Origin of the sequence: Mesorhizobium sp. M0954, from assembly GCF_040319155.1 — a bacterium.
GTDB lineage: Bacteria > Pseudomonadota > Alphaproteobacteria > Rhizobiales > Rhizobiaceae > Mesorhizobium.
This window is the reverse complement of sequence record NZ_JAMYNR010000011.1, coordinates 60713-85896: the sequence shown is the minus strand read 5'-3', so window position 1 is coordinate 85896 and position 25184 is coordinate 60713. Positions and strand designations below refer to the sequence as shown.

The 25184-nt window shown below is 63.3% G+C and carries 21 protein-coding genes and 1 pseudogene; 10 read left to right on the top strand and 12 right to left on the bottom strand.

Annotated elements, in window-relative coordinates; genetic code table 11:
* Window positions 1–16: 16 nt before the first annotated feature.
* From NKH93_RS16930 to murA, 4 genes are all read right to left on the bottom strand, one after another.
* Entirely contained in the window at window positions 17–1537 is a 1521-nt protein-coding gene (locus NKH93_RS16930; RefSeq protein WP_352472241.1) for an ABC transporter substrate-binding protein, read from the bottom strand.
* 100 nt (window positions 1538–1637) lie between these two features.
* The gene (murQ, locus tag NKH93_RS16925) at window positions 1638–2561 is read right to left on the bottom strand and encodes an N-acetylmuramic acid 6-phosphate etherase (RefSeq protein WP_352819165.1); all 924 of its coding nucleotides are present in this window, start codon (window positions 2559–2561) and stop codon (window positions 1638–1640) included.
* Between the two features lie 184 nt (window positions 2562–2745).
* The gene (locus tag NKH93_RS16920) at window positions 2746–3636 is read right to left on the bottom strand and encodes a glucosamine kinase nucleotide-binding domain-containing protein (protein WP_352542245.1); all 891 of its coding nucleotides are present in this window, start codon (window positions 3634–3636) and stop codon (window positions 2746–2748) included.
* Window positions 3633–4889 (bottom strand): UDP-N-acetylglucosamine 1-carboxyvinyltransferase, encoded by a 1257-nt coding sequence (murA, locus tag NKH93_RS16915; protein WP_352971015.1) that lies wholly within the window; start codon window positions 4887–4889, stop codon window positions 3633–3635. The genes NKH93_RS16920 and murA overlap by 4 nt, the downstream gene beginning before the upstream one ends.
* Before the next feature lie 187 nt (window positions 4890–5076).
* On the opposite strand from murA, the gene NKH93_RS16910 reads away from it, so the two are divergent.
* From NKH93_RS16910 to NKH93_RS16900, 3 genes are all read left to right on the top strand, one after another.
* Window positions 5077–5925: a MurR/RpiR family transcriptional regulator gene (locus tag NKH93_RS16910; protein ID WP_352472245.1), complete on the top strand. Its 849-nt coding sequence runs from the start codon at window positions 5077–5079 to the stop codon at window positions 5923–5925.
* A 212-nt stretch (window positions 5926–6137) separates the two neighbouring features.
* A complete protein-coding gene (locus tag NKH93_RS16905) occupies window positions 6138–7247 on the top strand; it encodes a carbohydrate kinase (protein ID WP_352472247.1) in 1110 nt (369 codons plus the stop codon).
* Between the two features lie 12 nt (window positions 7248–7259).
* The gene (locus tag NKH93_RS16900) at window positions 7260–8189 is read left to right on the top strand and encodes a pseudouridine-5'-phosphate glycosidase (RefSeq protein WP_352502990.1); all 930 of its coding nucleotides are present in this window, start codon (window positions 7260–7262) and stop codon (window positions 8187–8189) included.
* A gap of 35 nt (window positions 8190–8224) precedes the next feature.
* Here the strand turns inward: NKH93_RS16900 and NKH93_RS16895 are convergent, their stop codons facing one another.
* The 8 genes and pseudogenes from NKH93_RS16895 to NKH93_RS16860 all read right to left on the bottom strand — a co-directional run bounded on the left by NKH93_RS16895 (window position 8225) and on the right by NKH93_RS16860 (window position 16739).
* Window positions 8225–9616 carry an FAD-binding oxidoreductase gene (locus NKH93_RS16895; RefSeq protein ID WP_352971011.1) on the bottom strand — a complete coding sequence of 464 codons (1392 nt, stop codon included), beginning with the start codon at window positions 9614–9616 and terminating at the stop codon, window positions 8225–8227.
* Between the two features lie 221 nt (window positions 9617–9837).
* Window positions 9838–9987: pseudogene (locus NKH93_RS16890) on the bottom strand (VWA domain-containing protein); the annotation flags it as partial.
* Between the two features lie 268 nt (window positions 9988–10255).
* Complete coding sequence (locus tag NKH93_RS16885; RefSeq protein ID WP_352971008.1) at window positions 10256–11536, bottom strand: amylo-alpha-1,6-glucosidase; 1281 nt, start codon at window positions 11534–11536, stop codon at window positions 10256–10258.
* Window positions 11537–11568: 32 nt separating this feature from the next.
* Window positions 11569–12609 carry an ABC transporter ATP-binding protein gene (locus NKH93_RS16880; RefSeq protein ID WP_352768439.1) on the bottom strand — a complete coding sequence of 347 codons (1041 nt, stop codon included), beginning with the start codon at window positions 12607–12609 and terminating at the stop codon, window positions 11569–11571.
* A 21-nt stretch (window positions 12610–12630) separates the two neighbouring features.
* The gene (locus tag NKH93_RS16875; RefSeq protein ID WP_352502993.1) at window positions 12631–13473 is read right to left on the bottom strand and encodes a carbohydrate ABC transporter permease; all 843 of its coding nucleotides are present in this window, start codon (window positions 13471–13473) and stop codon (window positions 12631–12633) included.
* Window positions 13470–14315, bottom strand: a complete 846-nt coding sequence (locus NKH93_RS16870; RefSeq protein WP_352971005.1) for a carbohydrate ABC transporter permease — start codon at window positions 14313–14315, stop codon at window positions 13470–13472. The genes NKH93_RS16875 and NKH93_RS16870 overlap by 4 nt, the downstream gene beginning before the upstream one ends.
* 75 nt (window positions 14316–14390) lie before the next feature.
* Entirely contained in the window at window positions 14391–15659 is a 1269-nt protein-coding gene (locus NKH93_RS16865; RefSeq protein ID WP_352768442.1) for an ABC transporter substrate-binding protein, read from the bottom strand.
* 36 nt (window positions 15660–15695) lie between these two features.
* Window positions 15696–16739 carry a LacI family DNA-binding transcriptional regulator gene (locus NKH93_RS16860; protein WP_352768445.1) on the bottom strand — a complete coding sequence of 348 codons (1044 nt, stop codon included), beginning with the start codon at window positions 16737–16739 and terminating at the stop codon, window positions 15696–15698.
* 226 nt (window positions 16740–16965) lie between these two features.
* On the opposite strand from NKH93_RS16860, the gene NKH93_RS16855 reads away from it, so the two are divergent.
* From NKH93_RS16855 to NKH93_RS16825, 7 genes are all read left to right on the top strand, one after another.
* Window positions 16966–17925 carry a sugar-binding transcriptional regulator gene (locus NKH93_RS16855; protein WP_352971002.1) on the top strand — a complete coding sequence of 320 codons (960 nt, stop codon included), beginning with the start codon at window positions 16966–16968 and terminating at the stop codon, window positions 17923–17925.
* Between the two features lie 59 nt (window positions 17926–17984).
* On the top strand, window positions 17985–19430 hold the full coding sequence (locus tag NKH93_RS16850; protein WP_352455241.1) for an ABC transporter substrate-binding protein: 1446 nt from the start codon (window positions 17985–17987) through the stop codon (window positions 19428–19430).
* Window positions 19431–19582: 152 nt separating this feature from the next.
* The gene (locus tag NKH93_RS16845) at window positions 19583–20506 is read left to right on the top strand and encodes a carbohydrate ABC transporter permease (RefSeq protein WP_352452414.1); all 924 of its coding nucleotides are present in this window, start codon (window positions 19583–19585) and stop codon (window positions 20504–20506) included.
* 9 nt (window positions 20507–20515) lie between these two features.
* The gene (locus tag NKH93_RS16840) at window positions 20516–21373 is read left to right on the top strand and encodes a carbohydrate ABC transporter permease (RefSeq protein ID WP_023676025.1); all 858 of its coding nucleotides are present in this window, start codon (window positions 20516–20518) and stop codon (window positions 21371–21373) included.
* Between the two features lie 4 nt (window positions 21374–21377).
* Window positions 21378–22496 carry an ABC transporter ATP-binding protein gene (locus NKH93_RS16835; RefSeq protein ID WP_352970999.1) on the top strand — a complete coding sequence of 373 codons (1119 nt, stop codon included), beginning with the start codon at window positions 21378–21380 and terminating at the stop codon, window positions 22494–22496.
* Window positions 22493–23617: an ABC transporter ATP-binding protein gene (locus NKH93_RS16830; RefSeq protein ID WP_352970996.1), complete on the top strand. Its 1125-nt coding sequence runs from the start codon at window positions 22493–22495 to the stop codon at window positions 23615–23617. Before NKH93_RS16835 ends, NKH93_RS16830 begins: the two co-directional genes overlap by 4 nt.
* Window positions 23617–25179, top strand: a complete 1563-nt coding sequence (locus NKH93_RS16825; protein ID WP_352472265.1) for an FGGY-family carbohydrate kinase — start codon at window positions 23617–23619, stop codon at window positions 25177–25179. Before NKH93_RS16830 ends, NKH93_RS16825 begins: the two co-directional genes overlap by 1 nt.
* The last annotated feature ends 5 nt before the right edge of the window (window positions 25180–25184 follow it).

Below are 25184 nucleotides of genomic sequence, written 5' to 3'. Positions count from 1 at the left end.
GTCCGGCACAAAGCAGCTACTGGATCGTCACCTTGGCGAGGCTGAACAGCGAACCTGTCGGCACCGGTTCGAATCCTGCGATATTCTTCTGCTGTGCCGTGTAGCTGTAGGACGTGTAGAGCCAGATCCAGGGCGACATCTCAGTGATGTGCTTCTCGAAGTCGGCGAAGATCGCTTTGCGCGCTGCCGGGTCGGTCTCGGTGCGGCCCTTCTGCATAAGACTGTCCAGCGTGTCGTCGATATAGTTCGCCACCTTCTGCAGATTGCCCGTCTTGGTCCAGTAGCGGTTGTACATAGTGTAGGGATCGGCCCTGCCGCCGTTCAGCGCGACGGCCATGTCGAAATCGCCCTTCAGCCAGGCGTCGACATAGACGTTGAGCTCCATCATCTTGATGTCGAGCTTGACGCCGATTTCTGCGAGTTGCGACTGGATGACCTGGGCTTCCGCCGCTGCCGTCGGCGGCTCGCCGGTGGCGCCGATCACTGTCGCCGAAAAGCCGTCGGCATAGCCGGCTTCGGCCATCAACTGCTTGGCCTTCTCAATGTCGCGCTTATAGCAGAACAACTGCTTCGGATCGGTCGCCAGTGCCGGGATGGTCAGCGGGCCGGTGACCTTGCCTTCGCCGAGCGAGGCGGTGTCCAGCACTTCCTGCCGGTCGATGGCGCAGGAAATCGCCTGACGCACCTTGAGTTCGGTCATCGGCTTGCGGGAGGGATTGAGCTGCAGCACGTGATAGGCAAGCACCGGCACGCGGTTCAACTGCAGGCTGGCTTCCTTGGGCACCAGCGTGGCGACAAGCGGATCGTTGAGCAGGGCAAAATCGATCTGCTTGGTGCGCATCGCCGCCAGGATCGCCGTCTCGTCCGGCAGCACGCTGATTTCGATGCCGTCGACGCCGGTCGCGCCGCCTGCCCAGTCCTTGTTGGCGACAAGCACTTCCTTGGAATTCGGATCCCATTTTTCGAGCTTGAACGGACCCGAGCCGATCGTTGTCGTGCCGATCGAGCCGGCCGCGATTTCGCTTGCCGGGACGATCGCCGCATTGACGTCGCTCATCGCCGTCAGGATCGGCACGTCCGGCTGCGAGAGGTGGAACACGACGGTGGCGGGATCGGGCGTGTCGATGCTGGCGATCGAGAGAAAGTTGGCGCGCGCCGCAGCACCCGTCTTCTCGTCGAGTATGCGCTCGAACGATGCCTTGACGTCGGCCGAGGTCACGGCGGCGCCGTTCTGGAATTTTGCTTTCGGATTGAGCTTGAAGCTCAGCTCCTTGCCGTCCGGCGAGAACTGCCATGAATCGGCAATCGCGGGCGTGATTTGCAGGTTTGCGTCGAGCCGCACCAGCGGTTCGTAGATCAGCTCCAGCAGCCGCAGTGAGGAGAATGCGGTCTGCTTGTGCGGATCAAGACCGGTGGCGTCCTGCGACCACGCCATATGCAGCGTCGCCGCACTCGCCTGCACCGGTAGCGCGGCGATGCCAACCATTGCCGCGAGCGTCATGCCGGAAAGCAGTTTCTTGCCAATGTGCCGTACCATTGTCGTTCTCCCATTATTGTTAAACCAGATGCCTTGCAGTTCCCCGGACCGCTTCAAAGGGACACACGCCCCGGAACATCGGCCCAGTATCCATGCGGTCTTACACCGTCTTTTCGCCTATCGCCTTGCGCAGGAAACCTCCCGCGTTGGCAAGCGCCTTACGTGCTTCTTCGACACCCATGCCGGTGATCGTCACCAGGATTGCCAGTTTTACATCATTGCCGGTCTGGTCGAGTGCCTGTCGTGCCTGCTGTGCCGCGCAGCCGGTCGTCTGCATCACGATCCTGACCGCCCTTGCTACAAGCTTCTTGTTGCTTGGATTGAGGTCAACCATCAGGTTCTGATAGCTCTTGCCGATGCGGATCATGCTGGCGGTGGACAGCATATTGAGCACCAGCTTTTGCGCGGTTCCCGATTTCAGCCGGGTCGAGCCGGTGAGGACCTCCGGGCCAACCACCGGAGAGATGCCAATATCGGCAATGCCGGCAATGGTCGATCGAGGATTGCAGGACAACGCCACGGTGGTGGCTCCCACTTCCTTGGCATAGGTCAGGCCGCCGATGACATAAGGTGTGCGTCCGCTGACAGCGATGCCGACCACCACGTCGTCGGCGGTCAGCTTGATGTCCTGCAGCGCCTTTATTCCCTGTTTCGGATCGTCCTCGGCGCCTTCCGCAGAGTGCACCAGCGCGTCGACGCCGCCGGCGATCAGGCCCACCACCATGTCCTCGGGTACGCCAAAGGTCGGCGGACATTCCGAGGCGTCGAGGACGCCGAGCCGGCCGCTGGTGCCAGCCCCCATATAGACAAGGCGTGCACCGTTCTGGAACGCGCTCACGATCCGGTCCACAGCCGCAGCAATATCGGGGATGACCTTCTCGACGGCTGCCGCAACGCCTTTGTCCTCGTCATTGATCTTGCGCAGCACCTCGAGGGTCGGCAACAGATCGATGTCCATGGTTTTCGGGTTCCGGTCCTCGGAAACCAGCCGCTCCAGCTCCGACATCAACCCTTGTTCGACCACTTCGCTTACTTTCAAGTGCGACTGCGAGCAGGACTGTGATGCCCGCAGCAAGCGGCGTCCAGTGCCTGCACCTGGCCGTCGGCTCCGTACCGGCTGCGCCGGTTCTGTTTCGTTAACTTCTTAGAATTCGATATTCCCTGTGTCAACGGAAAGTAGGAATATTATATTCCTTGCGAGCAAGGCATCACTGGCGGCAGAGGGATTTTCTGGCCAGGATTATGGCTCCCGAAACCGCGTCGCCGTCGGCCGGTTTCAGCCGTCGGCGGACGTCGGGAGCGAGCCATGGCTCAAGCGGGCTGGACAACCCTCCGAGCAGCGTAACCCGCGGCGCGCCTTTTTCGAACAGCACCCGCACGAAGGTGTCGATCTGCTCGGCAGCGCCTTGCACGATCCGCCGACCGGCCGGATCGCCCTGATCGGCATGGCGGATCACCATCGGCGCCAGGGCGGCATAGTCCGTCGCACTGGCGCGGTCCATCCAGGCCACCGCCTCGAACGGATCGTCCTTGAAGCGCTGCATCACCTCGGCCAGCAGCGCCGTCCGCTCATGCCGACCGTCATGGGCTCGCAAGGCAAGCTGCACTGCCTTCAGTCCGAGATCGGCGCCGCTGCCCTCATCGGAAATCGGAAAACCGTAGCCGCCGACGCGCAGGTCGCGCCCTTCGACAAAGCCGAGCCCGATCGAACCGGTCCCGGCTATGACGATGGCGCCGTCTTGACCCGAATGCGCGCCAAGGCAAGCCGCGACGCCGTCGCTGACGAAGTCGATGCTCGCAAAGGGTTGTTCGATGCCATGAAACGCCTCGAGCGCACCCTTACGGCCGATGCCGGCAACACCGATACCCGCGCGGATCCTGGCGATTTCCGCCGCCGTGAACCCTCCCTCTTCGATCGCCGCGCCAAAGGCTTTGGCAATCGAGGCCCAGGCCACCTCTATACCGAGTCGCGTTGTCGCCGGGCCCGACAGGCCTTGCCCGAGCACGGTTCCTGCCTCGTCTTCGATACGCGCCCGGCAGCCGGTTCCGCCGCCATCGACGCCCAGGAAATAATGCGGAGACGCCCCACCGGCACTCATTGCCTTATTCGTTCGATCTGGGCGCCGCACAGCCGGAGCTTGCGGTCCAACTGCTCGTACCCGCGGTCGAGATGATAGACGCGATTGATCGTCGTCTCGCCCTCCGACACCAGCGCTGCTAGCACCAGCGAGACGGAGGCGCGCAGGTCGGTCGCCATCACTTGCGCGCCCTTCAGCTTCTCGCCTCCGCGCACCAGCGCCATGGTGCCTTGCAGCTTGATATTGGCGCCGAGCCGCATCAGTTCAGGCACATGCATGAAGCGGTTCTCGAAGATCGTCTCGCGCAACAGCGAAGCGCCCTCGGCACAGCACATCAACGCCATGAACTGCGCCTGGAGATCGGTCGGAAAGCCCGGATGGGGCTCCGTCGTCACGTCGACCGCCTTGAGCGGCCCGTCTCTCGATACGATCAGCCCGCGGTCGCCCGGCCATATTTTCACACCGGCTGCTTCGAGCAGCTGGACGATGGATGCCATGTGCTCGAGCCGCGCGTGGGTCAGCTCGAGCTGACCGCCGGTGATGGCCGCTGCGACGGCATAGGTGCCGGCCTCTATCCGGTCCGGGATGATGTCGTGCGTGGCGGCGCGCCAGTCTGTGCTGCCCCCGATCAGGATGCGGTGCGTGCCGGCGCCCTCGATCCGCGCGCCCATGTCGTTCAGGCAGGCGGCAAGATCGGCCACCTCCGGCTCGCGGGCCGCGTTGAGGATCTCGGTCTCGCCGTTTGCCGTCGTCGCCGCCATCATCGCCGTTTCGGTCGCGCCGACCGACGGCGAGCTCAAAACGATGCGCGCGCCTTTCAGTCCGCCCGGCGCAGACGCGACGATCAGTCCGTTTTCGATCGCGATATCGGCGCCAAGTGCGGCAAGTGCGGCGACATGCATGTCGACCGGCCGTGCGCCGATCGCGCAGCCGCCAGGCAGCGAGACCCGGGCATGGCCGAAGCGGGCAAGCAGTGGACCGAGAACCAGCACCGTCGCGCGCATGCGCCTGACGGTATCGTAGCTTGTCTCCCTGGAAGCGGCAGCACTGGCATCGATTGTGGCGGCATGCGCCGATCTGGTGACTTCGGCCCCATGAAGGCCGACGACGCCAAGCATGTTGTCGATATCCGTCACCTCAGGCAGGTTGGTCAGCTGCAGCGGATAGGGGCTGAGCAACGCCGCCGCTATTTGCGGCAAGGCCGCGTTCTTGGCGCCGGAGATCGTCACCGCGCCCTCAAGCCTGTGCCCGCCGACGATCCGCAATTTGTCCATGGCTCTGACCTAATCCCGAGCTGTCGGCGAGTCTACGATCTTTTCATGTCCGAATCGTCGACATGCCCGAAGGCTGGGCCGCAACCGCACCAGTCGAGATTTGATGGTTCATTCTTGGCTGTCAATCAGAGGCGGAATAATTTATTCCTTGGCTTGGCGTTGTCTATGACAGGCAATGGGGGAACGCATGTCCGTCCTGAAGAAGATCGAGGCCAAGCTCGAAGTCATGGCGCCCGGCGACCGCGAGATCGGTCAGTATATCGTCGATAATCCCGACCAGATGCTCCGCCTGTCGACGGCGGCGCTTGCCGCCGAGATCGGCCGCAGCCAGTCGAGCGTCGTCAAGTTCAGCCAGAAGCTCGGCTATTCCAGCTATCAGGAGCTTAAGCTCGCCGTCAGCGAGGCCAAGTCGCAGGAATGGCACGTGCCGGCCGGCATGATCCACGGTTCGATCGAGGTCGGCGACAGCTATCTGGTCATCCTGCGCAAGCTGATCGGCAGCAAGCTTTTGTCGATGCAGCAGACCGTCGCGGCCAACACCGAGCAGGAAATCGGCAAGGCCCTCGAAGCATTGAATGGTGCGCGCCGCATTCATTTGGCCGGCGTCGGCGCATCCTCGCTGGTGGCGCGCGATTTTTCCTACAAGCTGATGAAACTCGGCCGCAACGTGCTGCACGACAGCGACAGCCATGTGCAAATGGCCAATGTCTCGACGCTTGGAAGAGGTGACGTGCTGTTCGCGCTCTCCTATTCCGGGGCGAGCATCGAAACCCTGCGGATAGCTGAACTTGCCCGCAAACGTGGCACCACCGTGATCGCCGTCACCGGACTTCGCGACAATCCGCTGAGCCGGGTTGCCGACATTCGCCTCCACACGATCGCCGATGAAGAGCGCGCGCGCTCGTCATCGATAACTGCGCGTGATGCACAACTGACGCTGACCGACCTGCTGTTCATCCTGCTCGTGCAGAAGCAGCCTGACGCCAACGAATACGTCCACAACAGCGAATTGGCCGTCTCGGTGCTGAAGGCTTAGTGGTGTTCGCAGTCTCGCGTTAAGGCTCCCTGTTCTCGGAGAAATGCCCGCGCCGTAGGGCCTTCAGCGCGAGCGCGTCCGATAGGTCGACACAAGTGGCCTGACCAAATGTGGGCACCCGACCGGAAATGCCCAGGTCCAAACAACTGTTGACAGCAGCATCTGTTGTTATATCAACATTCAGCCTCGAATTTGGCGGGCCGGGTGAGACAATGGACGACCTTGGAGCACAGGAACAAGCGGTTCTCGACCTCATTGCCGCGAACCCATTCGCCGGCCAGCAGGACATAGCAACGGTGCTCGGCATCGCCCGCTCGACGGTTGCGGCCCACATCGTGCAACTCGTCAACAAGGGATACATTCTCGGCCGTGGTTACGTCTTGCCGACGTCCAAGCGCATGGTCTGCGTCGGCGGCGCGGTGCTCGACCGCAAATACCACGCCAAGAAGGATCTGATTTTCGAGACGTCGAACCCGGTCGACGGCTATCGCAGCTTCGGCGGGGTTGCCCGCAACGTCGCCGAAAACCTTGCCCGCCTCGGCGTCGACATAAGCTTCGTCTCGATCGTCGGCGAGGATGAAACCGGCCGCTCGCTAGTGCGGCATCTTCGCGACCTCGGCGCCGATGTCAGCCAGGTCATCACCACCACGGAACGGCCGACGGCGGAATACGCGGCCATCCTCGACCGCAACAACGACCTCGTGCTCGGCATTGCCGACATGGAGATCTTCGATCTGTTTTCGTCGTCCTATCTCGACCGCTTCTGGCCGCATCTGGCTTCGGCGACATGGGTGTTCATCGACTGCAATCTGCCGGCCGCGACCCTCGCAGCACTGATGTCGCGAAAGCAGGGTGCGCGCTTCAAGCTCGCGGTCGACACGGTATCGGCGCCGAAATCAGCGCGCCTGCCGAAGGACCTGACCGGCATCGATCTTCTGTTCACCAATCATGACGAGGCCAATACGATGCTCGGCATGACGGATGCCGACAGGCGGCTGACGCCGGAGCAAGCAGCGGCAGCGCTGCGCGCGGCCGGCGCCGGCGAGGTGATCGTGACCGTGGGCGCGCATGGATTTGCCGTTGCGACTGAGAGCGGTGTGACGACCATGCACTCCGTCCCGGCGCAGCCCGTCGATATCACCGGCGCCGGTGACGCGATGATCGCCGGCACACTCTACAAGGTGCTTTCGGGTGAGCCGGTCGCTCATGCCGTGCGCACCGGCGCGCTGCTTGCCACACTGACCACCGAGAGCGAATCCAGCGTCCATCCCGATCTGTCGCCGCGCTTCCTTGCCGCCGGCACGTACCGCATTCCTGCCTGAAAGCGAGATGATATGAAACCTTTCCTTGTCCACCTGAACGATGAAGTCGCTGCTGCGCTTGATGAAGGCCGCGCGGTGGTGGCATTGGAATCAACGATTATCACCCACGGCATGCCATATCCGGCCAATCTGGAAACTGCCCGTGGGGTCGAGACCGTAGTGCGTGAAAACGGCGCCGTGCCCGCCACGATCGCAGTGGTCGCCGGCAAGATCAAGGTTGGCCTCGACGACCGTGAACTGGAAGAGCTGGCAGCGGCAAAGGGCGTGGTCAAGGCTTCCGGGCGCGATCTCGCCGCCATCATGGTGCGCGGCGGCTCGGCCGGAACCACCGTCTCGGCGACGATGCGGATCGCCGCTTTAGCCGGGATCGGCATTTTTGCGACCGGCGGCGTGGGCGGCGTGCATCGCGGCGCCGAAGCCACTTTCGATATCTCCGCCGACCTGACCGAACTCGGCCAAACCGGCACGACCGTCGTCTGCGCCGGAGTTAAGTCGATCCTCGATATTGCGAAGACGCTGGAATATCTGGAAACTCAGCGCGTGCCGGTGATCGCCTATGGGAGCGATGATTTTCCGGCTTTCTACACCCGCTCCAGCGGGCTCAAGGCCGATCATCGCCTCGACACGCCCGACGAGATCGCGCGAGCCATGTTGCTGCATGACGAGATGGAATCCGGCACCGGCATTCTCGTCGCCAACCCTATCCCCGAAGCGGACGCGCTCGATCCGGCGTTCATCGACGGCACGATCGCAGCGGCCGTGGCTGAGGCCGAGAAGCGCGGCATCGGGCGCAAGGAACTGACGCCGTTTCTGCTCGCACGCATCAATGAGCTTTCGCAAGGCCGCAGCCTGAAGGCCAACATCGCGCTGGTCCGCAACAACGCCGCGCTTGCTGCCCGCATCGCGGTTGCGCATGCGGAATTGAAGGGCGCGACCAGATAGAGACAGCGCCCGGCCAGCGCTACGTACCTTCGATTTCAGCCCGGCGCGAGGTCGAAGATGCGCCCCGCATTGAGGATGTTGTTCGGGTCGAAGGCTGCTTTCAGGCGCCGCATGGCCGCGATCTCGGCGTCGCTGCGCACAAGGTGCAGCCATTCCTTCTTGTCCAGGCCGATGCCATGCTCGGCCGAGACGCCGCCGCCAGCCGCGGCCACACCCTGGTAGATGATCCCGTATGCGGCCGCCGGATCCGCGGTGCGGACCTGGTAATGCAGATTGCCGTCGCCGAGATGGCCGAAGACGTAGATGTCGGCGCCAGGGTCGACGGCCCTGATGCCGGCTTCTGTTTCGCCTAGGAAAGTCGCCATTCTCGCCAGTGGGATGCTGATATCGACGCCGATCAGGCCTGCCATCGAAAACAGGAAACGGTTGGCCTCCTCGCGCACCGCCCAGAGCGCCCGGAATTCGCGCGGCGATTGCGAGACGACCACGTCGTCGATCAGGCCATCTTCAACCGCCTGCATCAGCACCGCGGCAAAGCGTTCGGCGTCGCGGTCCGGCTCGCTGCCCTGTATTTCGGCCAGTACATAGACGGGTGAGCCGACCGGCAGCGGCGCCGGCGCCTCCATGCCGGCGATCATGGCGCCATAGAGCGGTGCGAAATTCACCTCATAGGCCGATAGCAAGGGCCCGAGCTTCCGCCTGAGCCGCGCAAGCAACGTGATCACCGCGTCCAGCGAAGCAAGCGCGCAGAAGGCGGTGATCTCGGTGGCCGGCTTCGGATGCAGCCGCAGGCATGCGCGCGTGACCACGCCGAGCGTGCCTTCGCTGCCGATGAACAATTGGCTGAGGTCGTAGCCGGAGTTGTCCTTCGCCAAACCCTTGAGCGAGGTCAGGATACTGCCGTCGGCAAGCACCGCTTCCAGCCCAAGCACCTGCGCCCGGTACATGCCGTAGCGCAGCACACGGATGCCGCCGGCATTGGTGGCGACATTGCCGCCGACGGTGGCCGTGCCGCGCGCTCCGATGTCGACGCCGAACAGCAAGCCGGCCGCATCGGCGGCTTCCTGCACCGCTTGCAGCGGCGCGCCGGCCTCGGCGATGATGGTCGCCGCCTCGCGGTCGATAGCCTCAACGGAAGTCATGCGCTCCAGCGACAGCACCGCTTCGCCGCGCTGGATGCGCGCCGCGCCCGCAAGACCGGTGCGGCCACCCTGGACGACGAGCCTTTGCCCGACCTCGTTGCACAGGCGCAGAATGTCCGACACCTCGCCGGTCGTGCGTGGACGCAAGACGATCGCCGGCGGCGCGCCGTCCTTGCCGTCGGGGTCTTCCCGGTAGCGTGGTCCGGCCTCCTCAGACGAGACAATCGCTGACCTGTCCAGCCGCTTTTCCAGCCGCGACAGAAGCTCGGTAATTTTCTGCGACATGTGGCTCAAGGACATGAACGGCCCGGGCGCATCGACGCGGCCGGGAGAGGGAAGGGCGAGGGCTGTGAAAGCGGCCGTGGCTGATTTCTACTGTTCAGCAAATGTGCGGAAAACCCGCCAAGAATACAGCCGGTTGTCTTCGCCATGCGTCGCTCCTGTAACAGGTCGACCATAGGCGCGGCCGGCTATTTGTCAAACCTTTGACCGCAAGCGCTTACCTGATCGTAGCCGGGCCGTCCCTGATCGGTCAGCGCCAGAAGCACGACTACATTGACGCCGGATCGAACCAGCGCCGCCAGCCGCCGCAGCAGTTCCTGGCCATTGCCGCCTTCATAGAGGTCGGTGATTAGCACGAAGTGGGATTTGTGGGGCAAGCCTTTCCCCGTTCATGCTTGCTTGCCAGTCTATCCATGGTGCGTAGACGATGGTTTTCAGATCGAATTCCAAGCCGCGCTTCTCCCCGCCCCGACGCAGTATAGATAGCGGTTTGTGAAGAATTATTATAGCTCTGGCATGGTGAAGATTGGCATGCCTTGGCCCTGTTTTGATGGGCCAGGACATGCCTCAGACGCAAATGGGGTCGACTGTTATTCGGCAGACAGAACGGGCTTTGGTAGCCGGCGGCCTAGGCGGAAGCGTTCAGGCTCTGCCCTTCAGGAACTCGATCACCATTGCCGCGGTCCAGGTGAAGCGATTGCCGCCGAGCGGCTCGCCGCTGAGGGGATCGTAATATTCGGCAAAACCGCTCTCGGCGATCAGCTCGAGACTGGATTGCGTGATGCGTTGTGCGATTTGGCTGTGGCCGGCGGCGGCAAGGCCGTCGGCGATCATGTAGTTGACCACCAGCCAGACCGGGCCGCGCCAGTAGCGCTTTGGGTCGAAGCGCCCATCCTCAGGATCATGCGACGGGACGATGTAACGCGCTTTGCCGGCGATGCGCTCGATCGCTGCAGCGATGGTCGCTGCCCGGCTTTCCGGGATGGCCGAAAATACCGACAGAATGCCGCCGACCGACGCGCTGTCAACATGCTTTCCGGCCACTCGGTCGAAACAAATGTACTGGCCATGCGCGTCGCTCCACAGCCGTTCCATTGCCGAAAGCCCCTTTTCGGCACGGGCGCGATTGGCTTCTGCGATTTCGGTTTCGCCAAGTGCCTCGGCGAGATCGGCAAGGTCGGCGGCGGAACGGATCAGGATGGCGTTGAAGCCGGGATCGACGACCTGGAATGGCGAGGCATCGTGCAGCCGGGCATTATCCCAGCCAAGCCCGCGGAAATGCTGCAACAGCCAGACATAGCGGTCATACTGTGCCTTGGTTGGACGATGCGCCGGATCGGCGTGCAGGATGTCGCGGCGGGTGTAGGGCTCGACGCCTTCGGTCGGCACGCGCTCGAACGCCTCGTCCCAGTCGATCGAGTTGTCGCGGCCGGACTCCCATGGGTGGATTATGGCGACCAGCCCTTCGCCGTCCGGGTCGCGATTTTCGTAGAACCAGCGGTGCCAGGCGTCGATTTTCGGCAACAGCGCGCGGGCGCGCTCGGCCGCCAGGGTCTTGTCCTTGGCCTGGTCGAACAAGCGGCGCACGGCAAAGCCGGCGACCGCCGGCTGGGTGATGCCGGAGGTGGCAGTCGGGCGATTGGTTCGCCAGACCTCCGGCCCGGGGAAATAGCCGTCGCTCCAGACATGGAAGACGATGTGCGGCACCATGCCGTCTGGCCATTGGTGGGCGAACAGCGTGTCGATCTCGGTCCAGGCGCGCGCCTCGTCATAGTGGGCAAGGCCGAGCGCGGTCAGGCAGGAATCCCAGTTCCACTGAAACGGGTAGAGGCCCTTGGTCGGTATGGTGTAGGTGCCTTGGTCATTTTCCCTGAGCACCTCGACGGCGCGGGCGATGGTTTCGTCGACAGCAAGAGATATCATCGGGGCGTTCGTACTTTCAGAATCGAAGGGGATCAAAGGGCGTTGGTGGTTTCGGGATCGAACCAGCGGATGCGATCGGGTTTGGGCGAAAGCCGCAAGTGATCGCCGACGGCGACCGTGGCATTCGATTCGAGGATGGCGCGGAACAGGCCGCCCTCGACGTCGCAGGTGACCAGCGTGTGCGGTCCGAGCGGCTCGACAACGCGCACGGTGGCGTTAATACCTTCGTTGCCGGCGTCCACATCCTCGGGGCGAATGGCGAATTCTATCGTCTGCTTGTCCGATTTGGGGCCGGGCAGCGTCAGCCCGGCGACGGTCCAACTGCCGTCGGCCGTCTTCGTCGCCGGGATGAAATTCATCGGCGGGTTGCCGATGAAGGAGCCGACGAAGCGGGCCGCCGGATTGCGGTAGACCTCTACCGGCGGGGCGGCCTGGACGATACGGCCCTGATGCATGACGGCGATGCGGTCGGCAAGGCTCATCGCCTCGACCTGGTCGTGGGTAACGTAGATGGTGGTGGTCTTGGACGCCGCGAGCACACCTTTGAGCTCGGCGCGCATTTCGAGCCGCAGCAGCGCGTCTAGGTTGGACAGCGGCTCGTCCATCAAGATCACGTCAGGCTCCATCGCCAGGGCCCGGGCCACAGCCACGCGTTGGCGCTGACCGCCGGAAAGCTGGCCCGAATAGCGCTTCAAAAGCTGTTCGATATGCATGAGCTCGGCGGTGCGGTTGACGCGCCCGTCGACCTCCTGCTGCGGCAGCTTCTTCATGCGCAGGCCGAAGGCGATATTCTCGAATACCGTCAGGTGCGGAAACACGGCGTAATTCTGGAACACCATAGCGATGCCGCGTTCGCGCGGCGGCAGATGGTCGACGCGGCGCCCCCCGATCCAGACTTCGCCCTGGCTTGGCGTTTCCAGGCCGGCGACGATCCTCAGCAGCGTGGTCTTGCCGCAACCTGAGGCGCCGAGCAGCACCATGAATTCCTGGTCGGCGATGGTCAGGTCAATCGAATGCAGCGCGGTGAAGCCGCCGAAACGTTTTGCCACCTGCTTGATGACGATCTCAGCCATCGGCGTTCTCTTTTGTGCGCGTCATCGATTGGCGATCCCCCACATGGCGAACAAATATTTGCGGACGGCAAAAATGAAGATCAGTGCCGGGATAACCAAGGCAGCACCGCCGGTGAATTTGAGGTAGAGCGGCGATTCGCCAAGGCTCTGCAGCAGGAAGGCGGTCAGCGTCCGGTTCTCGATGGTGAGCACGGCGGCGGCAAACACCTCGTTCCAGGAGATGGTGAAGGCAAACACCGCGGACGCCGCGATGCCCGGCAGCGCCAGCGGCAGAATGACTTTTCGGAATGCCTGCAATCTCGTGCAGCCGAGCGTCCAGGCCGCCTCCTCCAGCTCGACGGGAATGCCGGAGAACAGCGAGAAGGTGATCAGCACCGCAAACGGCAGCGCCAGCGTGGTGTGGACCAGCGCCAGCCCGATCGCGGTGTCGTCGAGGCCGGTGCGGATGAACATCACCGCCAGGGGCAGAGCCAGCAGCGGCAGCGGGAAGGCGCGGGTCATCAGCACGAGGAAACGGAACGTTTCCTTGCCTGGGAAATCGAAGCGCGACAGTGCGTAGCCCGCGGGTGCGCCGAAGCCGATCGAGAGGAGCATCGTCAGCGTGGCGACGAGAACGGAGTTCCACAGCGCCTTGGCGACGCCGGCGAAATTGATGAAGAAAGAAAGGCTGCCGAAATCGAATGACGGGAAGAAGCGCTTGGGGAAGGCGGTCACCTCTTCCGGCGACGACAGCGCGTTGACGATCAGCAGATAGATCGGCAGCAGCACCCAGACGCAAAGCAGGATGACCGTTGCGACCAGCAGCCAGTTGCCGGCTTTGCGGGCCGCAGGCGCGGCGATCGACAGCTCCGCGACGGTGCTCATATCCGCGCCTCCTTCGGCACACGCAGCACACGCAGGAAGAACAGTGTGAAACCGATCGAGATGGCGAGGATGAACAGCGCCATGGCGGCGGCGACATTGTGGTCCTGCAGCGTGAACTGCCAATTGTAGGTCTCGCCCATCAGCACCGGCAGATTGGTGCCGCCGAGTGCTGCAACCACGGCAAAGACCTCAAAGGCAAGGATGACGCGCAGGATGATCGCCGTCTGCAGGCTTGGGCGCAGCAGAGGCAGCGTGATCTTGATGAAGCGCTTCCACGGGCTAGCGCCAAAAACCTCCGCCGCCTCGTAGTATTCCCGGGGGATCAGCCCCATGCCGGCGACCAGAATGACCATCATGATGGCGGTCGCGCGCCAGATCTCGGCCAGCGCCACGGCGATGAAGATCGTCAGCTTGCTCTGGTAGCCGAGGAACATGACCGGGCTGTCGATGACGCCGAGATTGGAGAGCAAGGTGTTCAGGAAGCCGGACTGGTCGAAGATGGCGAGCCAGATCAGCCCGGCGGCCAGATCGGAGATGCCGAGCGGAATGGCGAAGATATAAAGCGCGGCGCTGCGTCCCGTTTCGAGCCGCGACACCGCGGTTGCCATCAGCAGTGCCATGACCAACTGAATCGGCACGACGACGACGCTCAGCAGTAGCGTATTGCGGACAGTGACCGGAAACTTCCAGCTGCCCGCCATGGTGCGGAGATTGTCGAGCGTAAAGCCGCCGTCGCGGGTGAATGCCTCGAAGGCGACCAACACGAACGGGTAGAGGAAGAAGACGCAGAGGAACAGCGTCGCCGGTGTCAGCAGCAGATAGGGCAGGGCCTTGCTGTGCATGGAGCGCTCTCTATTCGAAGCTTCAAAAGGGGTGGGCGCCCGGCGCGCTGGAAATCCGGACGCCCGGGAGGATTCTTAATCGACCGGGCAGGCGCCTTGCGAGGGCTTGTCGGGCGCCCAGCACGGCGCCTTCGCCTGTTCGATGATCGCTTTCAGCGCCGTCGCCTGTTCGTCGAGCACGCCGTGCACATCCTCGCCGCCGAGCACGATGCGCTCGAAGCTGTCGGTGTAGATCTGATTGAACTTGCCGCCGAGGCCGCCAAGTCCCATCGGCAGCAGCGCCGGCAACGCATCGGGAGCTCCGGTCATGGTGGCGATCACTGGGCTGAAGGCCTTCACCGAGGCCGGCATGTCGTCGGGCAGCTTGACGTCGACGATGGGGAAGAAGTTTGTCGCCTTCAGCGTCGCGATCTGGGTTTCCGGTTTCAGCATATAGGCGACCAGCGCCTTGGCCTTGTCCATGTCGGGCGAGGTCTTCGGGATAGCGACGCCGGCCACCACCGGCATGTAGCCGCGGCCTGCCGGGCCAGCCGGCGCCGGGAAGGCGACGAAGTCATCGGGTTTCTGGTTGAAGGCGTCGGCGAGGCGCGCCACGTGATCGAATGCCACCCAGACTTCGCCGGTCAGCAGCGGCTCCTGCATGAAGGCATAGTTGGTCGAATTCGGGTTGGTGTATTGCCACAATTCCTTGAACTTGTTCCACGCCGTTTCGGCCTCCGCCGAGCGGAACTTCGTCACCATCGAGCCGGTATACGATGGAAGGAGAAAACCCTCGAAGAAACGGTGCTTCAGCCCTTTCGGGCCGGCCGGAAAACCGAATTTGGGCGAACCGGTCTTTTCAGCGATGTTTTTCGCCCACTCGATCAGTTGGTCATAAGTGATGGTGTTGAGATCGGTGCCGGCCGGCAGATATTGCAGCGCCTGTTTGTTGGCCGCCATCAGAAAGGTGGCCTGCATCCATGGCAGGTACTTCTGCTCGCCGGTGCCGAGCATGCCGAGCTTCTTGTAGGTCTCGTTGACCTTGACGCCACCGAGATCGACGCCAGAGAGATCGACGAGGTTCGCGCCGACGGTGGAGAAGTCTCCGTGCAGGCCGCCGAGCACGCCTATGGTGCCGGCGCCGGCCTGCAGTTCGGCCTGAAGGCGGGTGAGCCAGGGCCCGTCCTCGGCGACCTGATAGTCGACCTGGCCGTCAAACCCCTTCAGCACTTCGCTGCGCATCTTCTGTGTCTCTTCCACTGGTCGCGCCTGTGTCGACCAGAACAACACCTGCTGGGCTTGTGCTGCGCCGGCAGCAAGCGACAACGCCAGCACCGCACCTGCCAATGTCCTCAACGCATTCATCGTCGTCTTCCTCCCTGGTTGTGCGCCGCTAAGGCGTCAGTTCCGTCCTGTGGGTGCCGGGCCATGGCTTGCCCGCAAGACAAGTGTCGGCCGGACCAGCCGCGTCAGTGGCGCGTCCGGCCTGTCGCCGATGACGGTCAGCAGCATCTCGCCGATCTCGCGCGCGCACTGGCGGATCGAGGCGTCGAAAGTGGTCAGCCCCGGCGGCGCATAGGCGGAGGCGGCTATGTTGTCGAAGCCGATCACCGAAAGGTCGCGAGGAATGGCAAGTCCGGCGCGCCCCGCCTCTTCCATCACAGTCAGCGCCAGCTCGTCGAACAGTGCGACAATCGCCGTCGGCCGCTCGGTGGCGTGCAGAAGCCGGTTGATTGCCTGGATGCGGGCACCGCGATCGAAACGCGGCGCCGTCGCCACATCGAGACTGACGGACGGATCGCCCCGGCGGGCGATCGCGGCGGCGAGCCCGTCCTGCCTGAGATGGCGAAATGTCATCGGCTCCGAAATCGTCACCAGGCCGAAATGGCGGTGTCCGAGATCGTAGAGCATGTCGAAGGCCTCGCCGAAAGCATGCGCGCCATCGGTATCGAGCCAATGGTAGGCAAAGTCGCCGTCGAGCAGCCGGCCGTGCGCGACGAACGGGAAATTGCGCTGGCGCAGATAGGCAAGGCGCTCGTCGACCTCGGCGATGCGGGTGACGACGACCCCGTCGGCGCGGCCCGATTCGACGACATGGCGAAGCACGGAAAGTTCCGACTGGCCCTGCGCCGCTGCGGCCAGGATCAGGTCGGAGCCGTGCGAAACCAGCCCTTCGCCGAGCCCTGTGACGAATTCACCGAGGAAGGAGTCGACCAGATTGGGGCCGCGGATCGGAAGCACCATGCCGACAAAGCCGCTGCGGCCGGAGACCAGCGTGCGGGCTGCGGTGTTCGGCACATAGCCGGCCTGATGCGCAGCCTCGGCGACACGTTGGCGCGTTTTCAAGGCGATCTGCTCGTGGCCGGCAAGGGCGCGCGAAACGGTCGTGATCGACAGGCCGAGCTGCGCAGCAAGTTCCTTGAGGGTGGTAACGCGGGCCGGCATCGTTTCTCCCGAACGAAGTTTGAAACGTTTGTAATGCGTCCAATCCAAATTGCAAACGTTTTAAATGCGCATGGTCGGTGTTGTTTCTTGCCCGTTGGTTAGCGCGGCCCAATTCGGCCCCGGCCGGCAAGCTCCTGGCCGGAGATTTAAACGCAGCGGTTGCTTGACTCGGGCGACGCCTTGTGAAAAATTTTGCAGCAACTGATAAAAATATCAAAGGGCGGAAATGGTTGGTTTTGGCAACGGCCTGCTGCGCGACGATGAGACCGGCATGGCCGCCCGTGCCGCTTGGCTTCACTATGCCGGCGGCCTGACCCAGTCGGAGGTCGCCAAGCGGCTCGGCCTGACCAGTCTCAAGGCGCATCGCCTGATCACCAAGGCCAATCAGGAAGGCCTGGTCAAAGTCTACATCGACGGCGAAGTCTCAGAATGCGTGGAGCTTGAGGATGAGTTGTCCGGCCGGTACGGCCTCGACTACTGCGAGGTGGTTCCGGACTTCGATGCCGAAGACCTGCCGCTCAAGGCGCTCGGCATTGCTGGCGCGCAGTTTCTCAAGCGCGAGATCGAACGCGGCGAGGAGGCGCTGATCGGCGTCGGCCACGGCCGCACGCTTGCCGCCTGCGTCGAATATCTGCCGCGCATATCGGCGGGCAGGATCCGTTTCGTCTCGCTGCTTGGCGGCCTGACGCGCAAGTTCTCGGCCAATCCGCATGACGTCATCCACCGCGTCGCCGAGCGGACTGGTGCGGAGGCCTATGTGATGCCCGTACCGATGTTCGCCAACACGGTCGAGGATCGAACCGTGTTGCTCGGGCAGAAAGGCGTCAGCGATGTCTTCGACCTCGCCAAGTCCGCCGACTTGCTCATCGCCGGCATCGGCACCGCCGAACGTGAGGCCTCGCTTGTCGCCACCGGTATGATCGAGAAGGGCGAGATGGAGGAGATCCGCCGCAACGGCGGTGTCGGCGAATTGCTCGGCCATTTCTTCGACGATGCCGGAAAGGCCGTTGCGACGACGCTTTCCGACCGGGCGCTGGCACTGGCGCGCGAAGACATCAGCAACCGCAGGATTGTCGCCGTCGCCGGCGGCAAGGTGAAGGTTCGCGCCATCAAGTCAGTGCTGGAGGGCCGTTATCTCAAAGGCTTGATAACCGACGAGCGGACGGCGCGATCGCTCGTGGAATAGACGCCGGTCGGGTAGCCGGCAACCATTTCGTTGAAACTACCCTGTGGAGGAGAAGAGAAATGCATGAGAAAGAGAAAGACCTCATCGACGCATTCCTGCGTGGACAAGTCGACCGCCGTGGGCTGATCAAGGGCCTCGGTGCAATGGGCCTTGCCGCCAGCACCGCCGGCACACTGCTCAACTTCGGGCAGACCCGCGCCCTGGCGGCTGATTTCGACTGGCAGGCGCATAAGGGCAAAACCATCAAGCTGTTGCTCAACAAGCATCCTTATGCCGATGCGATGATCGCCAACCTCGACAATTTCAAGAAGCTGACCGGCATGGAAGTCGTCTATGACGTGTTCCCCGAAGACGTCTATTTCGACAAGGTTACCGCCGCGCTGTCGGCCAGCTCGCCCGAATACGATGCCTTCATGACCGGCGCCTACATGACCTGGACCTACGGTCCGGCCGGCTGGATCACCGACCTCAACGAATGGATCAAGGATCCGGCCAAGACCAACCCGAAATATGCCTGGGACGACTTCCTGCCCGGCGTCAAGAACTCCTGCGCCTGGAACGGCCAGCCGGGCGGCGCCCTCGGTTCGGCGGACGCCAAGCAATGGTGCATTCCGTGGGGCTTCGAGCAGAACAACATCACCTACAACAAGGGCATGTTCGACAAGGTCGGCGTCAGCGTTCCCGGCAATATGGATGAGATGGTCGCTACGGCGGCGAAGCTCACCAAGGACGTCGGTGGCGGCGTCTACGGCATCGGCGTGCGCGGCTCGCGCTCCTGGGCGACGATCCACCCGGGATTCCTGTCGGCTTACGCCAATTTCGACCAGAAGGACCTGAACGTCTCGGCTGACGGCAAGCTGTCGGCCGCGATGAGCACCGCCGAATCCAAGGCTTTCCACAAGCAGTGGGTCCAGATGATCCAGGAGAGCGGCCCGAAGGACTGGTCGACCTACACCTGGTACCAGGTCGGCACCGATCTCGGTGCAGGTGCTTCGGCGATGATTTACGACGCCGACATCCTTGGCTACTTCATGAATGGCGGCGACAACAAGATGGCCGGCAAGCTCGCCTTTTCGGCATTCAAGGCCAATCCTGCCGCCAAGGCGCCGACGCCCAATATCTGGATCTGGTCGCTGTCGATGTCCAACTTCTCCAAGGACAAGGACGCCACCTGGTACTTCATGCAATGGGCATCCGGACCCGAGCATGCATTGTTCGGTGCGACCAAGATGGACTTCGTCAATCCGGTTCGTCAGTCGGTCTGGAACGACGAGATGTTCCGCGAGAAGCTGAACAAGAGCTATCCGGGTTATGTCGAGATGTTCGACGTCTCGGCGCCGGGCGCCAGCATCAAGTTCACCCCGCAGCCGCTGTTCTTCGATCTCACCACCGAATGGGCGGCGACGCTGCAGAAGATGGTGGCCAAGGAAGTGCCGGTCGACGAGGGCCTCGACAAGCTGGCCGAGAGCATCAACAGCCAGCTCAAGGAAGCCGGGCTCGGCTAAGCCGCGGCCAAGGCTGGCCCGTCCGCGGGCCAGCCTTTGAGATGTGATACGTTTGCGACGCGGTCCCGAAAGGTGCCGCCTGCTCGCCCGACCGGCCGCCTTGCTCCCTTGGGCGGCCGGGACGGCGAAGTAACAGGATGACGGAGCAGCCGATGACTGCGGCGACAATACAAAGAAACAGGCCGTCGGGCTTCAGGATCAGCAAGCGGGTGCTGCCCTATCTCCTCAGCCTGCCGGCTCTGCTGGTCTGCATCGGCATCCTGATCCCGTTCCTGACGTCGGTGGTCTATTCGTTCCAGCGCTACCGGTTGAGCCAACCCTGGGCGCGGCAGTTCAACTGGGGCGACAACTATATCTCCTTCTTCACCGACCCGAAGTTCTGGAACACCCTGGAGATCTCGCTGCTCTACGCCGGCATCACCGTTGTGCTTGAACTGCTTCTCGGTCTCGGCATCGCCATGCTGCTGCAAAAGCGCTCGACGCTGAACAACTTCATCTCGATCATGCTGCTGATGCCGCTGATGACGGCGCCGGCGCTCGCCGCGCTGATGTGGAAGCTGATGACCAATCCCGGTTTCGGCGTGCTCAGCTATCTCGCCAGCCTGATCGGGTTGCAGGATTTCCGCTGGGCCTCGTCTCCGTCGACGGCGCTGCTCACCGTCGTGCTCGTCGACATCTGGGTCTACACGCCCTTCATCATGATCCTGCTGCTTGCAGGCCTGCGCAGCCTGCCGACGCAGCCCTTCGAGGCGGCAGCACTCGACGGCGTGCCACGCAGCTTCGTCTTCTTCCGCATCACACTGCCGATGCTGACCCCCTACATCCTGACGGCGACCCTGTTCCGCCTGCTTGATTCCATCCAGCAGTTCGACATCATCTACGCCATGACGCAGGGCGGTCCGGGCGACACGCTGACCGTCTTCCAGGTCGAGGCCTACCTCAACTTCTTCCAGTCGACCAATGTCGGCCGCTCGGCGGCACTGATGATCATCCTGTGGGCGATCACCTATTTCCTCTCGAACATTTTCATCAAGAACTGGCTGCGGCTGCGCGAACGCGCCCGCGGCCAGGCATAGGAGGCTGGCGTGGAACACACCTCGCTTCTCGAACGCATCCTGCGCGGCATTGCCCTGGCGCTGGTCGTGATCTTCTTCATGTTCCCGATCGTCTGGATCCTGATGATGTCGTTCCAGACCAACGAGACAATCCTGCGGATTCCGCCGCAGCTTGTCTTCGAGCCGACGCTCGCCAACTACACTGCCTTGATCACCGGCAAGCTGATGACGGCGGCCGGCACGCTCGACATCGCCTTCATGCGCAACCTCTGGAATTCCGTCTTCCTGTCGGTCACCTCGGTTGCCGTCGCGTTGCTGCTCGGCGTTCCGGCGGCCTACGCCTTTGCGCGGCACAAATTCCGCGGCTCGGAGGACATTGCCTTCACGCTGCTGTCGTTCCGGTTCGCGCCGGCGCTGCTGGTGCTCCTGCCGCTCACCCTCTATTTCCAGAAGCTCGGGCTGGCCAACACCTATATCGGGCTGATCTGGGTCTATCAGTTGATCTGCCTGCCGTTGATCCTGTGGATCGTGCGCGGCTATTTCGAAGACATTCCCGCCGACATCGAATACGCCTACCGCATTGCCGGACATTCCTGGTTTGCCACCTTCCGCAAGATCGCGCTGCCGCTCGCCGGCCCAGGCATTGCCGCTGCCGGTCTGCTCGCCTTCATCTTTGCCTGGAACAATTTCGTTTTTGCGCTGGTGCTCGCCTCGGCCGACAAGCAGCCGGTGACGGTCGGCGCGCTCGCCTTCATCACCTCCTCGGGCATCCAGTATGGCCAGATCTCGGCGGCGATCGTGCTGTCGATCACGCCGACGCTGGCGCTCGCGCTTTATGCGCAGCGCTATCTCGTCGAAGGCCTGTCGCTTGGCGCGGTGAAAGGATAGTCCGATGGCAAGCCTCGAACTGCGAAACATCGTCAAGCGCTACAAAAGCCAGACCGTTCTCGACAATCTGTCGCTGACCGTCGCCGACGGCGAAACGCTGGTCCTGTTCGGGCCGTCCGGCGCCGGCAAGACGGTGCTATTGCGGCTGGTCGCCGGCGTCATCGACCCCGACGAGGGAAAGATCCTCATCGGCGGCGAGGACATGACCGACGTCGACGCCGAGTTCCGCGGCGTCGGCATGGCATTCCAGAACTTCGCGCTGTTCCCGCATATGACGGCGTTCGACAACATCGCCACGCCGCTGCAGGCGAAGCATTCGTCGCAGGGCGCGATCAAGGCCGGCGTCGAGAGCGTCGGCAAGCTGTTGAAGATCGGCCATGTGCTCAGCCACAAGCCGCGGGCTCTGTCCAACGGCCAGAAGCAGCGCACCGCGCTTGCCCGCGCCCTGGTCGGCTCGCCGCCGCTTCTGCTGCTCGACGATCCCTTGCGCAACGTCGATGCCAAATTGCGCTTCGAAATGCGGCTCGAGCTGCCAAGGCTGCTCGCCGATCGTGGCGCAACCGTTGTCTACGTCACCCAGGACTACAAGGAAGCGATGGCGCTTGGCGATCGCATCGCAGTGATGTCGCAAGGCGTCGTGAAACAGCTCGGCACGCCCGAACAGATCTATCGCGAGCCGGCCAACGTCGAGATCGCCCGGCTGTTCGGCGACCCGACCATCAACCTGCTCGACGTCAAGCCGGCGCGGGACGCCAAGGGCATCTATGTTGGCTTGTCCAACGTCCAGGTCCATCTTGCCGGCGCTCATGAGGCGGCGGTCGGCCGCGACTGCGTGATCGGTTTGCGGCCGGAGGCGCTGGCGTTTGTCGATGAACGCACGCTCGGCGCCATCCCGGTGACGGTCGAGGCTGAGACGCCGCTCAACGAGAAGATCGTCACGCTGGTGCGCACCGTGCGCGGCCGTGAAATCCTGGTTTCGCGTCCTTCCGGGACACCGGGCCAATCCGAGGGCAAGGTCTACATTGCCGTCGACAGTAAAAGCGCCCTTTTGTTCGATCGCACAAGCGGCGAGCGCATCGGCTCGAAAAACGTCGTCAATTTGCGCAGCGGAGAAGCGGCATGAGCCCGACCGCAATCACCATTTCGGGCGTCGACAAGTTCTACGGTCCGATCGACCGTGGCGTACACGCCGTCAAGAACCTGACGATGGAAATCGCCAAGGGCGAGATCGTGGCGCTGCTCGGCTCCTCCGGCTGCGGCAAGACCTCGACATTGCGCATGATCGCAGGCTTCGAAGAGGTCTCGCGCGGCGCCATCGCGGTTGCCGGCCGCAAAGTGCACATGCTGCCGCCGGTCAGGCGCAACGTCGCAATGGCCTTCGAGGGCTATTCGCTCTACCCGCCGCTGACCGTGCGCGAGAACATGGCCTTCGCCCTCAAGGCCGCCAGGCTGGCGAAGAGTGCGGTCGATGCAAAGGTCGCCAACATCGCCAAGCTGCTCGAGATCGAGGACATTCTCGAGCGCTATCCGAGCTCGATCTCCGGCGGCCAGCAGCAGCGCGCCAGCCTTGGCCGGGCGCTGATCCGCGAGGCCGACCTGCATCTGCTGGACGAGCCGATGGGCCAGCTCGAGCCGCAGCTTCGCGCCGTGCTGCGCGGCCGCATCAAGCATTTCATCAAGGAGCGTGGCCTGACCGCGATCCTTGTCACCCACGACCAGACTGAGGCCAATGCGCTGGCCGATCGCATCGCTGTCATGGAGGGCGGCGTGCTGCAGCAGTTCGATACGCCTGACAGGCTCAAGGAGCGGCCGGCAAACCTGTTCACCGGCACCTTCGTTGGCGAGCCGCCGATGAATGTCTTCGAGGCCTATGTCGGCACGGCTGCCGGCAAGATCAGTCTCAAGCTGCCCGACGGGCTTTCGCTCGACTACGACAAGGATGCATTCAGCGGCCCGGTTCGCGACGAATTGCTCAACCGGCAGCGCGTCGTCATCGGCGTCAGGCCCTATGCGGTCCGCCGCTCGAAGGATGGTGTGCCGGCGACGGTTTCGGCCAATCAATGGCTCGGCGACCAGACCCATATCGCCGCCGATTTCGCCGGCGGTTCGCTGGTCCTGGTCGAACATGACCGAACCCGCTTGGAGCTTGGCGCGCCGATCAAGATCAGCATCGATCCGAAAAACCTTCACGTCTTCGATCAGGCGAGCGGCAATGCCATTTCGCACGGCACGGAGCTGGCTTGATGCAGGATGTGCTGATCGGCATCGACGCCGGCACGTCTGTCATAAAATCCGTCGCCTTTGACACGGCGGGCAGGCAGATCGCGTCCGCCGCGCTGCCCAATAAATACGAGACACTGCCGGGCGGCGGCGCCGAGCAGGACCTGACACGCACCTGGGCCGATACCGCGACGACCTTGTGCGAGCTTGCCGACAAGGTGCCGGATCTCGCCAGCCGGACCATTGCCATCGCCGTGACCGGGCAGGGCGACGGTACCTGGCTGATCGACAAGGATGGCGAGCCGGTTGCCAAGGGCTGGCTGTGGCTCGACGCGCGCGCTGCCGCGGTCGTCGAGGAGATCCGCGCGCGGCCGGAGGACCGGCTGCGCTTCGAAAAGACCGGCAGCGGGCTCGCTGCCTGCCAGCAGGGATCGCAGTTCGTGTTCATGAAGCGCCACATGCCCGCGATGCTTGCCAATGCAGCGACGGCGTTCCACTGCAAGGACTGGCTCTATTTCAAGCTGACCGGCCACCGCGCCACCGACCCGTCCGAGGGCACCTTCACCTTCGGCGACTTCCGCACGCGCGGCTATTGCGATGATGTGCTCGAGGTACTCGGCGTCACCGATCTCCGGCATCTGTTGCCGCCCATCGTCGATGGCACCAGGCAAAGCACCTCGCTGTCGGCGGCAGCAGCCGATGCGACCGGCCTGCTCGCCGGCACACCGGTCGTTCTGGCCTATGTCGATGTCGCCTGCACGGCGCTCGGCGCCGGCCTGTTCGATCGCGAACGCAAGCCGGGATGCTCGATCATCGGCTCCACCGGAATGCATATGCGGCTTGCCGAAACGCCGGACCAGGTTCTGCTCAACGAGGCTGCAACCGGCTACACGATGACGATGCCGGCACCCGGCGTCTTTGCGCAGATGCAGTCGAACATGGCGGCAACGCTCAATATCGACTGGGTCCTTGGCCTCGCCTCCGGCATTCTCGCCTCGCAAGGTATTACGCGGACCAATGGCGAGATGATCGCGCTGGTCGACCAGTGGATATCGTCGTCCGAGCCAGGCGCGCTGCTCTACCAGCCCTATGTCTCGGAGGCCGGCGAGCGCGGGCCGTTCGTCGATGCCAATGCCAGGGCCGGCTTCATCGGCATTTCGTCCAGGCACGGCTATGCCGACATAGTCCGCGCGGTGTTCGAGGGGCTGGCTTTCGCGGCGCGCGATTGCTACGCCGCCATGGGGCCCCTGCCCAAGGAAATCCGCCTGACCGGCGGAGCGGCCAGGAGCCCGGCTCTGCGCAAGATCCTGGGTGCTGCGGTCGGCGCCGACATTCGCACCAGCGAGCGCGAGGAGGCCGGTGCTGCGGGCGCCGCAATGATTGCTGCGGTCTGCGTCGGCCAATACGCATCGATGGACGATTGCGTCAGCGAATGGGTCACGCCTTTGCTCCGTACGGCCGAACCCAGCGATCGGAAACTTGCCGCTGCCTATGAGGCGATGGCTCCGTCCTACACATTGGCGCATGAGGCGCTGCGGCCGGTCTGGCGCTCGATGGCCGCGTCCAGGCAAACCGACGTGAATTGAGAAGA

Coding starts and splice junctions, on each gene's coding strand:
- murA (WP_352971015.1), bottom strand. CDS start 4,889: ATGGACAAATTGCGGATCGTCGGCGGGCACAGGCTTGAGGGCGCGGTG.
- NKH93_RS16900 (WP_352502990.1), top strand. CDS start 7,260: ATGAAACCTTTCCTTGTCCACCTGAACGATGAAGTCGCTGCTGCGCTT.
- NKH93_RS16880 (WP_352768439.1), bottom strand. CDS start 12,609: ATGGCTGAGATCGTCATCAAGCAGGTGGCAAAACGTTTCGGCGGCTTC.
- NKH93_RS16855 (WP_352971002.1), top strand. CDS start 16,966: ATGGTTGGTTTTGGCAACGGCCTGCTGCGCGACGATGAGACCGGCATG.
- NKH93_RS16825 (WP_352472265.1), top strand. CDS start 23,617: ATGCAGGATGTGCTGATCGGCATCGACGCCGGCACGTCTGTCATAAAA.
- NKH93_RS16845 (WP_352452414.1), top strand. CDS start 19,583: ATGACTGCGGCGACAATACAAAGAAACAGGCCGTCGGGCTTCAGGATC.
- NKH93_RS16895 (WP_352971011.1), bottom strand. CDS start 9,616: ATGTCGCAGAAAATTACCGAGCTTCTGTCGCGGCTGGAAAAGCGGCTG.
- NKH93_RS16865 (WP_352768442.1), bottom strand. CDS start 15,659: ATGAATGCGTTGAGGACATTGGCAGGTGCGGTGCTGGCGTTGTCGCTT.
- NKH93_RS16905 (WP_352472247.1), top strand. CDS start 6,138: ATGGACGACCTTGGAGCACAGGAACAAGCGGTTCTCGACCTCATTGCC.
- NKH93_RS16875 (WP_352502993.1), bottom strand. CDS start 13,473: ATGAGCACCGTCGCGGAGCTGTCGATCGCCGCGCCTGCGGCCCGCAAA.
- NKH93_RS16930 (WP_352472241.1), bottom strand. CDS start 1,537: ATGGTACGGCACATTGGCAAGAAACTGCTTTCCGGCATGACGCTCGCG.
- NKH93_RS16910 (WP_352472245.1), top strand. CDS start 5,077: ATGTCCGTCCTGAAGAAGATCGAGGCCAAGCTCGAAGTCATGGCGCCC.
- NKH93_RS16860 (WP_352768445.1), bottom strand. CDS start 16,739: ATGCCGGCCCGCGTTACCACCCTCAAGGAACTTGCTGCGCAGCTCGGC.
- NKH93_RS16870 (WP_352971005.1), bottom strand. CDS start 14,315: ATGCACAGCAAGGCCCTGCCCTATCTGCTGCTGACACCGGCGACGCTG.
- NKH93_RS16885 (WP_352971008.1), bottom strand. CDS start 11,536: ATGATATCTCTTGCTGTCGACGAAACCATCGCCCGCGCCGTCGAGGTG.
- NKH93_RS16850 (WP_352455241.1), top strand. CDS start 17,985: ATGCATGAGAAAGAGAAAGACCTCATCGACGCATTCCTGCGTGGACAA.
- NKH93_RS16920 (WP_352542245.1), bottom strand. CDS start 3,636: ATGAGTGCCGGTGGGGCGTCTCCGCATTATTTCCTGGGCGTCGATGGC.
- NKH93_RS16830 (WP_352970996.1), top strand. CDS start 22,493: ATGAGCCCGACCGCAATCACCATTTCGGGCGTCGACAAGTTCTACGGT.
- NKH93_RS16835 (WP_352970999.1), top strand. CDS start 21,378: ATGGCAAGCCTCGAACTGCGAAACATCGTCAAGCGCTACAAAAGCCAG.